Consider the following 14,493-nt stretch of genomic DNA (forward strand, 5'->3'; position numbering starts at 1 on the left):
GGGGGATTTAGAACATGGGACAATCAACACAATGGTGGAAAAACTCGGTCGTCTATCAAATTTATCCGAGAAGCTTCAATGACAGTAACGGTGATGGCATCGGTGATCTAGAAGGCATTATCGAAAAGCTCGATTACCTTGTTGAGCTTGGAATTGACGTCATCTGGCTCTCTCCGATCTACAAGTCCCCAAATGATGATAATGGCTATGATATTAGTGATTATCAGGACATCATGACAGAGTTCGGTGATTTAGAGACGTGGGATCGCTTAATTTCGACAATGCATGAGAAAGGGTTAAAACTTGTTATGGACCTGGTTGTCAATCACACGTCTGATGAGCATCCGTGGTTCCAAGAAGCGAAGAAGTCAAAAGACAATCCGTATCGAGACTTTTACATCTGGCGCCCGCCAAATGAAGACGGGAAGGAGCCGAACAACTGGCTTTCTTTCTTCAGCGGTTCAGCATGGGAATACCATGAGCCGACGGGTGAGTACTTTCTTCATTTATTTACGAAAAAGCAGCCCGACTTAAACTGGGAGAACCCCGAAGTCCGTCATAAAGTGTACGATATGATGCGCTGGTGGCTAGACCGTGGTGTAGACGGCTTCCGCATGGACGTGATCAACTTAATTTCAAAAGTAGAAGGACTCCCGGATGCCCCTGTGACAAAACCTGATGACGAGTTCCAGTGGGGCAGCGATTACTTCGCCAACGGCCCTCGCTTCATGGAATTTATGCAGGAGATGAAAGAAGAAGTGCTTGACCATTACGATATCTTAACGGTTGGGGAGACCGGATTTGTTACGCCTGAGGAAGGCAAACAGTTTACGAATGAAGATTCAGGCGTGTTGTCGATGTTATTCCAGTTCCAGCACATGGATGTCGACGCCCAGCCTGGTGGTCAAATGGGGAAATGGGAAGAGAAGGATTGGAAATTAACAGAACTAAAAGAGATTATGTCGACCTGGCAGGTGGAGCTCTTTAATAAGGGATGGAACTCTCTTTATCTTGAAAACCATGACCAGCCACGTTCCGTTTCTCGCTTCGGTGATGACGGGGAGTATCATGACGTGAGCGCGAAGATGCTTGCAACCTGGCTCCATATGATGCAGGGCACACCTTACGTTTACCAGGGTCAGGAGATCGGGATGACGAACGTGCACTTCCCGTCGATTGACGATTATGAGGATGTTGAGATCCGAAATCTTTGGCAGGATATGGTTGTTGAGAAAGGCCATGATCCAGATAAAATTCTAAAAGCGATTCATGAAAAAGGCCGTGACAACGCCCGTACGCCGATGCAGTGGGATTCATCTGAGAATGCAGGCTTCACTTCAGGTACTCCATGGCTGAAAGTGAATCCGAATTACGATCAGATCAATGTTGAGAAAGAGCGAGAGAACCCTGATTCGATCTTTCATTACTATAAGAAGCTGATTGCTCTTCGGAAACAACATGAGGTCATCGTAAATGGGGATCACACCCTTATTTGGCCTGAAGATGAAGAAGTGTATGCGTATAAGCGTGAACATGAAGGGCAAAAGCTAGTCGTTGTAACCAACTGGACAGGCGAAACAATCGAGCGTCCGTGGCCAGAAGACGTAAACTTTGAAGAAGCCCTTGTCATGATCCACAACTACAACGATGCCCCAGACGCATCGAAAGACGGTATGAAACTCCGCCCCTACGAAGCGGTTGTCTACCACCAACAATAACCCAAAAAGCAAGCACCCTGATGAGGTGCTTGCTTTTTTGATTTAGAGCGATGGAGCGTGCCAGACACCTGGTCGCGCTTTAGAGTGTGAAAGGGTGTCAGGCACGTAGTAGTGCTTTAGAGCGATGAAGGGTGTCTGACACCTGGTAGTTTATTAAAGCAGTAAAGGGTGTTTGACACGCGTCATTGCTTTATAGGGAGAAAGCAAATGTAGGAAAATGTCGGATTAGGATGAAATATAGGGAAATATTTTCAATATTTTGTTGACAGCGTTTTCAAAGGAGGGTAAACTTGTGCCATACAAGTTAATACTTTGAACGGAGAACACGGAGACTCACACTATTTTGGGGCTTTATCGGATGATAAAGTTCTGGAGGAGTGTGGGCTTTTTTGTTTTCACCTTGGATGAAATTTATTAGAAAGGAGGATCTAAACGTTCCATGGATTTAACTTGGTGGGACGGTTAGAAGGTTCATAGAGATTCTATGAAACCAACAAGCTAATAAATTAGGAGGGTTTTCATGTTTGATTTTTTCAAACCAGCTTCTGCTAAAGAGAGATTACCAGATGAACAAGTAGATGCTGAATATAAGAAGCTCAGGCTTCAGGTTTTCTTAGGAATTTTCATAGGTTATGCGGGTTACTATTTAATTCGCAAGAACTTCTCATTGGCAATTCCTTATTTAACAGAAGAAGGATTTTCAAAGGGAGAGCTTGGGTTGGCTCTTTCTGCGATCTCGATTGCGTACGGAATAAGTAAGTTTGTGATGGGGACCGTCTCGGATAGGAGTAACGCCAGGTATTTCTTAGCTACCGGTTTGATCTTATCCGCGATTATTAATTTGAGTATAGGTTTTATCCCATTTTTCACCTCGTCTATAGCTATTATGTTTGTCATGCTATTCTTAAATGGGTGGGTGCAAGGTATGGGCTGGCCACCGTCCGGGCGTACGCTTGTTCACTGGTTCAGTGTTAGTGAACGTGGAGGGAAAACTGCCATATGGAACGTAGCACACAATGTAGGTGGAGGCTTAATGGCTCCTCTTGCGATTGCGGGTGTGTCGATTGTAACCACCTATTTTGGGGCAAGTTTTGCTGGATATGAAGGGATCTTCATCTTACCAGCCCTCGTTGCTATTGTTGTGGCATTGGTCGCTTTTCTTCTTATGCGAGATACTCCGCAATCTGTCGGGTTGCCTCCAATTGAGGAATACCGTAATGACTATCCTTCTAAATCGAAGAAGACATTCGAAACAGAACTGACGACGAAAGAGATTTTATTTAAGTACGTTTTGAACAATAAATGGGTTTGGACGATTGCGATTGCGAACGTCTTCGTCTACTTCGTACGTTATGGTGTGCTGGACTGGGCGCCAACATACTTAAGTGAAGAAAAAGGATTTAATATGGAAGAATCAAGTTTGGCTTATTTCCTTTATGAATGGGCGGGAATCCCAGGAACATTACTCTGTGGGTATATATCGGACAAAGTATTTAAAGGGCGCCGCGGACCAGCAGGCGTGGTGTTTATGCTAGGTGTTCTTGTCGCAGTTGTTGTGTACTGGTTAAATCCAGCCGGAAATCCAATGATTGATAATGCAGCGCTAATTGCAATCGGCTTCCTGATCTATGGACCGGTTATGCTAATTGGATTACAAGCACTAGACTATGTACCGAAAAAAGCTGCAGGAACAGCAGCTGGCCTGACTGGATTATTCGGTTACCTTGGTGGTGCTGTTATGGCAAATGCTTTACTTGGTTACATTGTACAATTCGCAAGCTGGGATGCAGGATTCATGCTTCTAACAGGCTCCTGTGTACTAGCCGTCATCCTCTTCGCCTTCACATGGAACGTAAAAGGCCAAGAAGTTGTAAAACATCATTAAAAAAATCAAGCAAGCACCCTTATGAGGTGCTTGCTTTTTTGCTTTAGAGCGATGGAGCGTGCCAGACACCTGGTCGTGCTTTAGAGTGTGAAAGGGTGTCAGGCACGTAGTAGTGCTTTAGAGCGATAAAGGGTGTCTGACACGCGTCTGCTCTTTACAGCGTCAAAGGATGGGGGATGTTTCCAGGTTTATAGTGTGAAGCATTTTGGGAAATTGTAATGGTGTGATACTACTTAAGGAGGTTTTTGAGATGAGTAAAGTTGCAGTTATTACAGGTGCTGGTAGTGGGTTAGGCCGCTCTACAGCGTTGCGCCTTGCAGAAGATAACGTGAATATTTCTGTTGTAGATATTGATGAAGAAGGCGGAAATGAAACCGTTAAGCAATTAAAAGAAGCAGGTGTTGATGCGATCTTCATCAAAGCGGATGTCTCAAAACCTGATGAAGTGAAAAACTATGTAGATGAGACGGTTAATCATTTTGGTACAATCGATTATTTCTTCAATAACGCTGGAATTTCAGGCAGTGGCGGCTATTTCCTTGATACAGAAGTAAGTGAAATCGAAAAGATAGTAGGAATCAACTTAATGGGCGCCTTATATGGCGTACGTTATGTGGCTGAAGTGATGGTCAAAAATGGCGGAGGCGCGATTGTGAATACATCTTCAAGTGCAGGTGTAATCGGTCAAGATTCCGTAGTGACTTATTCCGCAACAAAACATGCTATGGTCGGGTTAACGAAGAGTCTTGTAGCTGAATATGCAAAAGACGGACTACGCGTGAACGCGATTGCTCCAGGCCCAACAGAAACTCCAATGGTTAAAGAGTTCTTTGAAAACAATCCAAACATGAAAGAAAGTGCAGAAAACGGCATTCCACAAAAACGCTTAGGCACACCAGAAGAAGTCGCTGAAACCGTAGCCTTCTTATTAACGTCTAAAGCTCAATATATTAACGGAGACGTTATTCGCATCGACGGTGGCTTTACAAGTACGAAATCCTAATTGTTTCCAAACGATGCATATGATAAGAAACGTGAGCGCAAAGTAAAAGCGCTCACGTTTTTTCTGCTTCTTTGCTTTAGTGAAGTGAAGCGTGTCAGACACACACCATTGCGTTAGAGCAGTGAAGCGTGTCAGACACGCGTCAGTGCTTTAACGCAGCACCGGGTGTCTGGCACGCATTAGTCCTTTAGTGCGCTAATGAGAAGTCTTAAAATAAGGGTTGCTTTTTGGGGTGAGGAGGAGTTAAATAGGGTAGTATATAGAGATTATTTGGAAGTGTTGCCTGAAGGGGGAGGGTTAGGGTGAAAAAGAGAGACAAGCAGATGGAGTGGAATCCACCCCAGATTTTGATTAGTACGTTTCTTGCACTTATTTTAGTTGGTACATTTATTCTTTTATTACCGATCTCAACTACGGAGGGGATCTCCTTTGTCGATGCTCTATTTACTTCAACGTCTGCCATGACGGTTACGGGGCTTGTGGTGGTCGATACAGGAACAGCTTTTACAACCTTCGGAGAAATCGTCATTATGGCTTTAATCCAGCTTGGCGGGCTCGGGATTATGACATTTGCTGTATTTATCTATCTCGCTCTTGGGAGAAAGATTGGCATCCGGGAGCGTTTGTTAATTAAACAAGCCCTGAATCAGAATACGCTTGGGGGAGTCATTGCTCTTGCGAAGAGGTTGCTAATTTTTAGTTTGGTCGTTGAGGCGATGGCAGTTGTCTTCTTGACTCTTGAATGGGGGGCGGATTTAGGCTGGGGAAGAGCGCTTTATGCGAGTGTCTTTCATGCGATCTCGGCTTTTAACAATGCAGGCTTCTCAATCTGGTCCGATAGTTTATCTGGCTACGTCGGAGACCCGGTTGTGAACCTTGTTATCACGATTTTATTTATCATCGGTGGGATTGGGTTTACGGTTGTGTTTGACATGTGGAAAAGCAAAGACTTCAGCCAGCTCTCCCTTCATTCAAAGCTTATGATTCTTGGGACCATTGGGATTAACGTGATCAGCTTTTTCATGATCTTTGTGCTGGAGTACAACAACCCAAACACGCTCGCATCTATGTCGACTCCGGATCAGATCCAAGCATCGTATTTCCAAGCGGTGACGCCAAGAACAGCTGGGTTTAACACGCTTGATATCGGTTCAATGGAACACGCCTCCCTCTTTTATATGATTATCCTTATGTTTATAGGAGGAGGAAGTGCGTCAACGGCCGGGGGGATCAAGCTTACAACAGCCCTCTTAATCGTGCTCGCTACGTTCACGTTTTATAAGCAGCGCGAGGAAGTGGTTACGTTTAAACGCAGTCTTCCTTATCCGTTAATTTTACGAGCTCTGTCCCTTGCGATGGGAAGTGTGGTTGTCGTTCTTGTTGCGATTTTTATTTTAAATTTAACAGAAGACGCACCGTTTTTGGACATCGTGTTTGAAGGCGTCTCGGCCTTTGGGACCGTAGGGTTATCGATGGGTCTAACGGGCAGCCTGACGACTATTGGCAAGGTAACCATCATCCTCACGATGCTTATAGGGAAATTAGGGCCGCTTACGTTCGCTTTTGCTTTCGCGAGGCACCGTACGGACCGGGTAAAATATCCAAAAGAAGACGTGTTAACAGGGTGAGAGAAACATAGTCCTTGACCAACGATACGCATATTGGTACCATTACATTTATTCAAAAGAATAGTGGCCGTGAAGGTTATGGGTAACACTATAACTGGAGCCAATCCTGGAGAGATCGCGTAAAGCGGCGCCGAAGGGTTCATGATCTCAGGCAACCGGACAGGAACGAACTTACATACAGAATACATGTATGGGTACGTTTGTCTGAGATCGGCGAGAGCTGATCTCTTTTTTTGTTCACAGAAAATATAGGTAGAGGTGGATCATCATGGAAAAACGTAAAGCAGTAGTAAGCGTCATCGGAAAAGACCAGGTCGGAATTATCGCGAACGTGACAAACGTGCTCGCAGAATATAAATTGAACGTGCTTGATATCAGCCAAACGATCGTTGAAGAATACTTCACGATGATCATGATTATCGATGTGAAAGAAGCGCATGATTTAGATGCGATCCGAAAAGTACTACAAGAAACTGGCGAGAACTTAGGCGTGCAAATTAGTCTGCAGCTAGAAGAAGTCTTCCAGTCTATGCACCGCATTTAAGGAGGTCTCCCCGTGAATATTGCATTTAATGAAATAACAGAAACCATCCGCATGGTCCAAATGGAGAATCTTGATATCCGCACCGTTACAATCGGAATCAGTCTCCGTGACTGTGCTGACTCAGATATTGAGAAGCTAAAAGAAAATGTCTACAACAAAATTACGACATACGCAAAAGACTTAACAACCGTCGCAGAACAAGTCGAAAAAGAATACGGCGTACCGATTATTAACAAACGAATCTCAATCACACCCGTTTCAGAAATCCTTGGGAAAGCAACCGTTTCTGAAGCCGTAGAAGTTGCAAAAACCTTAGACCAGGCAGCCAAAGACCTCGGCGTTGATTTCATCGGAGGCTATTCCGCTCTCACTCATAAAGGGGTCACAAAAGGCGACCAAACGCTAATCGATTCTCTTCCTGAAGCGTTAAGCGTCACAGAACGCGTTTGTGGTTCCGTATCCGTTGCGACGACTCGAACTGGCATCAATATGGACGTTGTAAAACAAATGGGCCACGTGATTAGTGAAGCAGCAGAACGCACGAAGGATCAAAACGGAATTGCCTGCGCGAAACTTGTTGTGTTCAGTAACCCAGTTGAGGACAATCCGTTTATGGCCGGCGCTTTCCACGGAACTGGGGAAGGCGAAGCAGTCTTAAACGTTGGCGTAAGTGGACCTGGAGTTGTACTGAGTGCGCTGAAACGTTACCCGGAAGCGGATCTTGGTGAAGTATCAGAAGTCATTAAGAATACTGTCTTCAAAATTACTCGTGCCGGTGAACTCGTTGGTCGCCAAGTAGCCGAACGAATCGGCGTTCCATTCGGCATTCTCGACCTATCCCTTGCTCCTACGAACGCGCTGAACGACAGTGTTGCTCGCATTCTAGAAGAAATCGGTGTCGAACGCGTCGGAACCCACGGAACAATCGCAGCCCTTGCTCTTATGAACGACGCCGTGAAAAAAGGTGGCGCCATGGCAAGCTCTTATGTAGGTGGATTAAGCGGAGCCTTCATCCCGGTTAGTGAAGACGAAGGGATGATCGAAGGAGTAATGGAAGGATCCCTTTCCCTATCAAAACTTGAAGCGATGACATGCGTCTGCTCCGTAGGCCTTGATATGATCGCACTTACTGGTGACGCTTCCCCTGCAACGTTATCCGGCATCATCGCCGACGAAGCAGCAATCGGCATGATTAATAAGAAAACAACAGCCGTACGTGTCATTCCGGTACCAGGAAAAGAAGAAGGCGAAATGGTCGAATTCGGCGGATTACTAGGCCGCGCTCCTGTTATGGGCGTTAATCCATACAGCAGCGAAGGCTTCGTGAATCGCGGCGGTCGCATTCCTGCTCCTCTTCAGTCGTTGATAAACTAGATTTTTGTGGACTGCCCAGACTTGGTTTGGGCAGTTTTTTTTGTTTGAGTGGGGGGTGGCTCGAGTGGCGGGGTAGCGGCTCGAGAGCAGGGTAGCGGCTCAAGCTGGCGATAAGAGGCTCGAGGTCCGGGGGCCGAGGCTCAAGTAGAGAGAAAGCTACTCAAGTGAGGCCCCTGCTGGCTCAAGAAAAGAGAAAACCGACTCAAGCATCAAAAAAATAAGCTCAAGAAAAGAGCGAGCTGACTCGAGTACAAGAAAAGCGACACGAGAAGCGGACGTAGCGGCTCAAGCTTTCGAAAAGAGGCTCGAGTCCGGGGTAGCGGCTCAAGTAGAGAAAAAGCGACTCAAGAGAGGCCTCAACTGGCTCAAGAAAAGAGAAAACCGACTCAAGCATCAAAAAAATAAGCTCAAGAAAAGAACGAACTGACTCGAGTACAAGAAAAGCGACACAAGAAGCGGACGTAGCGGCTCAAGCTGGCGAAAAGAGGCTCGAGTCCGGGGTAGCGGCTCAAGTAGAGAAAAATCGACTCAAGAGAGGTCTCAACTGGCTCAAGAAAAGAGAAAATTGACTCACTCATCAAAAAAATAAGCTCAAGTAAAGAACGAACTGACTCGAGTACAAGAAAAGCGACACGAGAAGCGAACGACCCGACTCAAGCTGGCGAAAAGCGGCTCGAGTCCGAGGTAGCGGCTCAAGCTAGCGAAAACTGGCTCAAGCCCACCCACTCCACCACACTAAAACCGCCCACAACCCCAACTTCCAAACCCACAAAAAAACAGGCTGATGCACTCAGCCTGTATACCGGTTATGAATATTGTTCTTTTTCTGAGTAGGGAAGCGAAACTCGGTCACTTCTAAGGAAAGAGCGAGGTAGCGGTCTTTGAAGCAGTCGTCCAAGAAGGTTTTGGCGGCTTCAAATAGGGACTCGCTCGTTGCTTTCAATACTTCTTCACTTCGTCCGGCGCCTACTTTTAGCTCAATATGGACGAAGGCGTCATCTTCCGTTCCGTCGGCGACCACATAGTCGGTTAGCTTCACAGCTCTTGAGCGGATCCCGCCCGTTGGGAAATGGTCGCTTTCTACGAGGACGTGATTTAGTGATTTCAGCAAGGAACGGAAGTTTAGATCGGCTAAGTTATCGGTGTATTCCACTATGATATGAGGCAATGGGTCATTCCTCCTTTAGGATACGGGAGCAGGATGCTCTTCGATAATCGTATTGGTTAAGCGTCCGATGCCTTCAATTTCAGTGACGACTTTATCGCCAACATTGACCTTCGTCGGGCCTTTAGGCGTGCCTGTTAGAATGATGTCTCCTTCATTTAAGGTCATGAAGCTGCTTAAATACTCAATTAAATAAGGGACGGAGAAGATCATATCTTTTGTGCTGCCGACTTGCTCGAGCTCTCCATTCACATACGTGCGAAGGGCGAGGTTCATAGGGTCACCGATATCATCTCGGTCGACGATCCATGGCCCGATTGGCGTACAGTTGTCCCGGTTTTTGACCCGGAAGTTAGGACGATAGTAATTTTCCAAATAATCGCGGAAGGCGTAGTCGTTTGCGATGGTATAGCCAGCGACATAATCGTACGCTTCTTCTTTCGTAATATGCTTCCCTTGCCGTCCGATGACGACAGCCAGTTCACACTCGTAGTGCATGTGGGTCACGTCAGTCGGGCGAGGGGTTTCCCCTTGGTGACCGACGAGTGTATTGGGTCCTTTTAAGAAAACAAGTGGTTCGTCTGGGGCGTTAAAAGCGAGTTCTGACGCGTGATCGGCGAAATTTAGGCCAAGGGCGAAGATCGTTCCGGCATCAACTGGTGGGAGCCAGACCACTTCTGACTCTTGTGCTGTTTGACCGGTTTCTAAAACGAGTTGATCGCCTTCTACGACTGCCTCACATACATTTCCTTTATAGCTTACACGTGCTTTCTTCATCGATTGCCCTCCTTTACATACGAATGCTCAGAAACAAAATGATTCGTCAGTGCGCCGATCTCATCAATTTGAATGCGCACCTCATCCCCGGATTGAACGCGAGGGGCGCCGGGTGGAAGGCCGACTAGTAATACATCCCCTTTAGAGAAAGTCATAAAGGAGGACACGTCCGCAATCAATTTACCGACAGGGCGGACCAATTCAGATGTAGAGTGTTCCTGACGTAGGGCGCCGTTTACATAAATCCGAATGCCGAGGTCATCTGGGTTTATGACGTCATCTTTCGATACAATCCAGGGGCCTGCTGCACAGAAGCCATCTCTTGATTTCTCTTTTATAGCAGGGCGATGAATGCTTTCGTGTGGAATCGAAATATCGTTTACAATTGTGTATCCGCTTACATAATCGAGTGCATTTTTCTCTTGTACTTTACTCGTGGTACGGCCGAACACAATCGCAAGGCTCGCTCCAATTTCGACTTCTGTTTCACCATCTGGTATGGCGATGTTTGTTTCTGGGCCTGTAAATGTATTACGAGGCTTCATATATAAGACCGGTGCTTCTGGTGGTTTTTTGTATGGATCTTCGTGGAGGGATAGGCCAAACTCATCTAGATTCCCTTTGTAGTTCATCGCTGTCCCGTACACATTTCCAGATAGAGGGAAGTCTAAACGCAGGGCTTCCTCTCCGTCAGAGAGCGTTCCTTTTGCAGGGTCAACCATCATTTCTTTAGCCTGCGGAACACCGCTTAACTGAACCATTGCTTTCTTCATCAGGATTTCCTCCTCTAAACCAGATTCGAATCACGTCTATCATAAACATAAAGATTCTAAAAATTCAAATCTTTTCTACTGAAGATTTTTTACCGGTTCAAATTGTTCAATAAACTTTCTGGCAGCGACAGATAGGAACCGATCTTTCATCCATACAATCGCTGGTTCTGCCTGAATGGTCGCATCATGAATGCCGATCACGCGGATGCCGGGATCGTATCGATCTTTCAGCGAAGCTTCCGGCACGATGGTTGCTCCAACCCCTGAAGATACGAGGGAAAGGAGCATCGTGACATCGGGGCATTCGCAGATTACGTCTGCCTCGAATCCGTGGTGCCGGCATTCTTCTAATATGATCTCGTATTGGCCAATTCCACTCAACCTATGTAGCAAAAGGAGGGGGAGCTCTTCTAAAGCGCCCATCGAGACACTTTCCACTCCAGGTGCAAAGTGGGACCAGCTCTCTGGAACGACCAGGACGTAAGGTTCAGGAGGCAGGTGAAGAATAGAGAAATCCTCACTATCGACAGGAAGCCGAACGATGGCAAGCTCAATTTCCCGGTTTCGTAAACTGTCAGATAAGAATGATGTGTCTCCTTCCTGGAGCTTGTAACGGAGCTTGGGGTGTTCGTCACGGAAGGTTTTTAATCTTGGCGGGAGGTAGGAGAAACATGATTTCACAGATCCGAGTGAAAGGGTTCCTCGAATGCCTTCACCGGTTTCTTTCACTTCTGTGACAAGGTCGTCCATTTCGTGGAGAATTTTTTCGGCTCGTTGATACAGCACGCGTCCAGCCTCTGTTAGTTCAAGGGTTCGGCCGTTTCGCTCGACAAGACTCACTTCAAGCTCAGCTTCCAATTGTTTTAACTGCTGGCTCAGTGGAGGCTGAGCAATATGAAGACGTTTGGCCGCACGGGTAATCTGTCGTTCCTGGGCGATGACATAAAAGTAGCGCAGCTGACGAATGTCCATCGTTCCAACTCCTATTCGCTATATTTTTTCCCTATGAAAGTTAGACTTTTTAGATATTTTAAATCTATCGTAGCACATGCTATCGTTAAAATGACAAATATTTCAGAAAAATATAAATCTTTTTCGGAGCAAGAGAGGAGTTTTTTCATGAATATTCAAGAAGCGAAACAGCGACTAAGAGGGTCAATCGCGCCGATTGTCACTCCTTTTAAGAAAGATCATTCAATTGATTTTGAAGCATTCAGGAAGCTCATTCACTGGCATATTGCAAGTGGGACGCACGGAATTTCGGTTACGGGAACGACAGGGGAGCCGAGTTCATTGACGGTGGAAGAACGAGTAGATGTGATGAAAGAAGCACATACAGCCATTAACGGGCGAGTGCCATTTGTGCCCGGGACAGGATCAACGAATCACCAGGAGACGATGTATCTGACGAAGAAAGCTCAAGAGATTGGAGCGGATGCCGCGCTCGTTATTGTTCCTTATTACAATAAGCCTTCTCAGCATGCGCTTTATAAACATTTTAAGACGGTTGCAGACGCTGTGGATATTCCGATTATCGTGTACAACATTCCTGGACGTACGGCGACGAACTTGCATGTTGAAACCCTTGCGAAGCTTAGCCGTGACTGTGAGAACATTATCGGAGTGAAAGAATCAAATAAAGACTTTGAGCATATTAACCGTGTTTTACTGAACTGCGGTCGTGATTTCCTTCTGTATTCAGGTATTGAACTGCTTTGCTACCCGATGCTTGCGATAGGGGGAGCTGGCCATATTAGCGCGACGGCGAATGTTGTACCGGATAAAGTCGCTGAAATCTATGATGCGTGGGTAGAAGGGGATGTGAAACGAGCGCAGGATCTTCACTATGATCTGATGCCGTTAAATGATGTTCTCTTTAAAGATACGAACCCGGCTCCACTGAAAGCAGCACTTGGAATGATGGGCAAAATCAATCCTGATCTTCGTCTGCCGATGGACCTGCCAACAGGAACCCTTCAGGATGAGATTCGTTCCGTATTGGCTGACTATGTCGAGATCGCTGATGGAATTGGGTTAAAGTAAAAATTTTTACTAGGTTAAGAAAGCGTTTACAAAAAGGAGGTCTAAACGTTGAGTAATCAGTTGCAGGACAAAACAGAAATGGTAAAAGACATCCTGGAAAACGTTCAGGATGTGAAGTTATATATCAATGGTTCGTTCGTTGAGGCGACGAGTGGGAAAGCATTTGAGAATTTGAATCCCTTTACAAACGAAACGATCAACCAGGTGGCAGAAGGGGATACGGCCGATATCGATGAAGCGGTAAGAGCTGCGAAGGCGGCGTTTAAAGGGGAATGGGGTCAGATGAAAGTGAAAGAGCGTCTGGCCTACATTTACAAGATTGCCGACTTGATTGATGAGCATATTCATGAGATTGCCCCGCTTGAGTCTTATGATACAGGGCTTCCGATCAGCCAGACGAAGAAGATGGTTGCTCGTGCTGCTCAGAACTTCCGGTTTTATGCTGAAATGGTATCCGCTCGCCTTGTGGGAGATGCGTATCCCGTTGACGATGAATTCTTGAACTATACCATTCACAAGCCAGTCGGTGTCGCCGGGCTCATTACGCCCTGGAATGCGCCGTTCATGCTTGAAACGTGGAAGATTGCTCCGGCACTCGCGACAGGGAACACCGTCATCTTAAAACCTGCTGAGTGGTCACCGCTTACGGCAAACCGATTAGCGGAGATCATTGACCAGGCTGGACTGCCAGATGGCGTGTTCAATGTTGTGCACGGATTCGGGGAAACAGCAGGCGCGTCACTCGTCGCTCACCCGGATGTGCAACTTATTTCTTTTACAGGGGAAACGACGACAGGATCTGAAATTATGCGAAACGGCGCCGATACGCTTAAGCGCTTTTCCATGGAGCTTGGCGGGAAGTCGCCAATTATTGTTTTTGATGATGCCGATTTTGACCGAGCCTTAGATGCATGTACGTGGGGCATTTTCTCCTTTAATGGAGAGCGTTGTACTGCGAACTCACGACTTTTTATCCATGAAGCGATCTATGATAAGTTCGTCGCAGCTCTGAAAGAACGAGTCGACAACATTATCGTCGGCGATCCTCTTGATGAGGGAACCCAGATCGGTCCACTGGCTCATAAGACGCACTACAACAGGGTCTTAAGTTACCTTGATATCGCGAAAGAAGAAGGCTGTGACGTCTACAGCGGAACCGTTCCTGAAAGTTACAAGAGCGGCAACTACGTAGCACCAACGCTCCTATTAGGAGCAGATAATAAAATGAGGATTGCCCAGGAAGAAATATTCGGTCCTGTCATGACGGTTATTCCGTTTAAGGACGAAGAAGAAGTCATTGAAAAAGCCAACGATATCCGCTACGGCCTAGCTGGTTATGTGTGGACAAAAGACATTAAGCGAGGACACCGCGTCGCCCAGGCAGTCGATGCTGGCATGCTTTGGGTGAATTCACAAAACGTCCGCGACCTGCGCACACCGTTTGGCGGTTCGAAGCATAGTGGAATTGGTCGTGAAGGTGGCTATTATGCGTTTGAATTTTATACAGAGCAACAAGTCATTCACGTAGCACTTGGAGACCATCATATTCCGCAGTTTGGGAAAAAGAAATAAGGGGGAGATAC

General features: G+C 46.4%; 12 protein-coding genes and 1 riboswitch. Of the genes, 8 read left to right on the plus strand and 4 right to left on the minus strand.

What is annotated here, in order from left to right; genetic code table 11:
* The first annotated feature begins 14 nt into the window (after positions 1 to 14).
* From LQ226_RS00160 to LQ226_RS00185, 6 genes are all read left to right on the plus strand, one after another.
* Entirely contained in the window at positions 15 to 1,718 is a 1,704-nt protein-coding gene (locus LQ226_RS00160; RefSeq protein ID WP_231415702.1) for a glycoside hydrolase family 13 protein, read from the plus strand.
* Positions 1,719 to 2,238: 520 nt separating this feature from the next.
* On the plus strand, positions 2,239 to 3,603 hold the full coding sequence (glpT, locus tag LQ226_RS00165; RefSeq protein WP_231415703.1) for a glycerol-3-phosphate transporter: 1,365 nt from the start codon (positions 2,239 to 2,241) through the stop codon (positions 3,601 to 3,603).
* Positions 3,604 to 3,853: 250 nt separating this feature from the next.
* On the plus strand, positions 3,854 to 4,606 hold the full coding sequence (locus LQ226_RS00170) for an SDR family NAD(P)-dependent oxidoreductase (RefSeq protein WP_231415704.1): 753 nt from the start codon (positions 3,854 to 3,856) through the stop codon (positions 4,604 to 4,606).
* A gap of 323 nt (positions 4,607 to 4,929) precedes the next feature.
* Positions 4,930 to 6,234: a TrkH family potassium uptake protein gene (locus LQ226_RS00175; protein WP_231417532.1), complete on the plus strand. Its 1,305-nt coding sequence runs from the start codon at positions 4,930 to 4,932 to the stop codon at positions 6,232 to 6,234.
* A 96-nt stretch (positions 6,235 to 6,330) separates the two neighbouring features.
* Positions 6,331 to 6,407, plus strand: a riboswitch (glycine riboswitch).
* A gap of 95 nt (positions 6,408 to 6,502) precedes the next feature.
* The gene (locus LQ226_RS00180) at positions 6,503 to 6,778 is read left to right on the plus strand and encodes an ACT domain-containing protein (RefSeq protein ID WP_188652622.1); all 276 of its coding nucleotides are present in this window, start codon (positions 6,503 to 6,505) and stop codon (positions 6,776 to 6,778) included.
* A 12-nt stretch (positions 6,779 to 6,790) separates the two neighbouring features.
* Positions 6,791 to 8,152 carry a PFL family protein gene (locus tag LQ226_RS00185; RefSeq protein WP_231415705.1) on the plus strand — a complete coding sequence of 454 codons (1,362 nt, stop codon included), beginning with the start codon at positions 6,791 to 6,793 and terminating at the stop codon, positions 8,150 to 8,152.
* A 790-nt stretch (positions 8,153 to 8,942) separates the two neighbouring features.
* Here LQ226_RS00185 and LQ226_RS00190 read toward each other — a convergent pair.
* The 4 genes from LQ226_RS00190 to LQ226_RS00205 all read right to left on the minus strand — a co-directional run bounded on the left by LQ226_RS00190 (position 8,943) and on the right by LQ226_RS00205 (position 11,839).
* Positions 8,943 to 9,320 carry a 5-carboxymethyl-2-hydroxymuconate Delta-isomerase gene (locus tag LQ226_RS00190; protein ID WP_231415706.1) on the minus strand — a complete coding sequence of 126 codons (378 nt, stop codon included), beginning with the start codon at positions 9,318 to 9,320 and terminating at the stop codon, positions 8,943 to 8,945.
* A 15-nt stretch (positions 9,321 to 9,335) separates the two neighbouring features.
* Positions 9,336 to 10,094, minus strand: coding sequence for a fumarylacetoacetate hydrolase family protein (locus tag LQ226_RS00195; protein WP_231415707.1), 759 nt, complete (start codon positions 10,092 to 10,094; stop codon positions 9,336 to 9,338).
* Positions 10,091 to 10,867: a fumarylacetoacetate hydrolase family protein gene (locus LQ226_RS00200; RefSeq protein ID WP_231415708.1), complete on the minus strand. Its 777-nt coding sequence runs from the start codon at positions 10,865 to 10,867 to the stop codon at positions 10,091 to 10,093. The genes LQ226_RS00195 and LQ226_RS00200 overlap by 4 nt, the downstream gene beginning before the upstream one ends.
* Positions 10,868 to 10,942: 75 nt before the next feature.
* On the minus strand, positions 10,943 to 11,839 hold the full coding sequence (locus LQ226_RS00205; RefSeq protein ID WP_231415709.1) for a LysR family transcriptional regulator: 897 nt from the start codon (positions 11,837 to 11,839) through the stop codon (positions 10,943 to 10,945).
* Between the two features lie 147 nt (positions 11,840 to 11,986).
* Here LQ226_RS00205 and hpaI point away from each other — a divergent pair, with 147 nt between their 5' ends.
* Positions 11,987 to 12,910, plus strand: coding sequence for a 2,4-dihydroxyhept-2-ene-1,7-dioic acid aldolase (gene hpaI, locus LQ226_RS00210; RefSeq protein ID WP_231415710.1), 924 nt, complete (start codon positions 11,987 to 11,989; stop codon positions 12,908 to 12,910).
* A 78-nt stretch (positions 12,911 to 12,988) separates the two neighbouring features.
* Positions 12,989 to 14,482, plus strand: a complete 1,494-nt coding sequence (hpaE, locus tag LQ226_RS00215) for a 5-carboxymethyl-2-hydroxymuconate semialdehyde dehydrogenase (RefSeq protein ID WP_231417533.1) — start codon at positions 12,989 to 12,991, stop codon at positions 14,480 to 14,482.
* The last annotated feature ends 11 nt before the right edge of the window (positions 14,483 to 14,493 follow it).

The sequence above is a fragment of the Pontibacillus sp. HN14 genome, from assembly GCF_021129245.1.
Lineage (GTDB): Bacteria > Bacillota > Bacilli > Bacillales > BH030062 > Pontibacillus.

Bases quoted from the DNA above. Each gene is read 5' to 3' on its own strand.
- LQ226_RS00160 (WP_231415702.1), top strand. From the start codon at position 15: ATGGGACAATCAACACAATGGTGGAAAAACTCGGTCGTCTATCAAATT.
- glpT (WP_231415703.1), top strand. From the start codon at position 2,239: ATGTTTGATTTTTTCAAACCAGCTTCTGCTAAAGAGAGATTACCAGAT.
- LQ226_RS00170 (WP_231415704.1), top strand. From the start codon at position 3,854: ATGAGTAAAGTTGCAGTTATTACAGGTGCTGGTAGTGGGTTAGGCCGC.
- LQ226_RS00175 (WP_231417532.1), top strand. From the start codon at position 4,930: ATGGAGTGGAATCCACCCCAGATTTTGATTAGTACGTTTCTTGCACTT.
- LQ226_RS00180 (WP_188652622.1), top strand. From the start codon at position 6,503: ATGGAAAAACGTAAAGCAGTAGTAAGCGTCATCGGAAAAGACCAGGTC.
- LQ226_RS00195 (WP_231415707.1), bottom strand. From the start codon at position 10,094: ATGAAGAAAGCACGTGTAAGCTATAAAGGAAATGTATGTGAGGCAGTC.
- LQ226_RS00200 (WP_231415708.1), bottom strand. From the start codon at position 10,867: ATGAAGAAAGCAATGGTTCAGTTAAGCGGTGTTCCGCAGGCTAAAGAA.
- LQ226_RS00205 (WP_231415709.1), bottom strand. From the start codon at position 11,839: ATGGACATTCGTCAGCTGCGCTACTTTTATGTCATCGCCCAGGAACGA.
- hpaI (WP_231415710.1), top strand. From the start codon at position 11,987: ATGAATATTCAAGAAGCGAAACAGCGACTAAGAGGGTCAATCGCGCCG.
- hpaE (WP_231417533.1), top strand. From the start codon at position 12,989: ATGGTAAAAGACATCCTGGAAAACGTTCAGGATGTGAAGTTATATATC.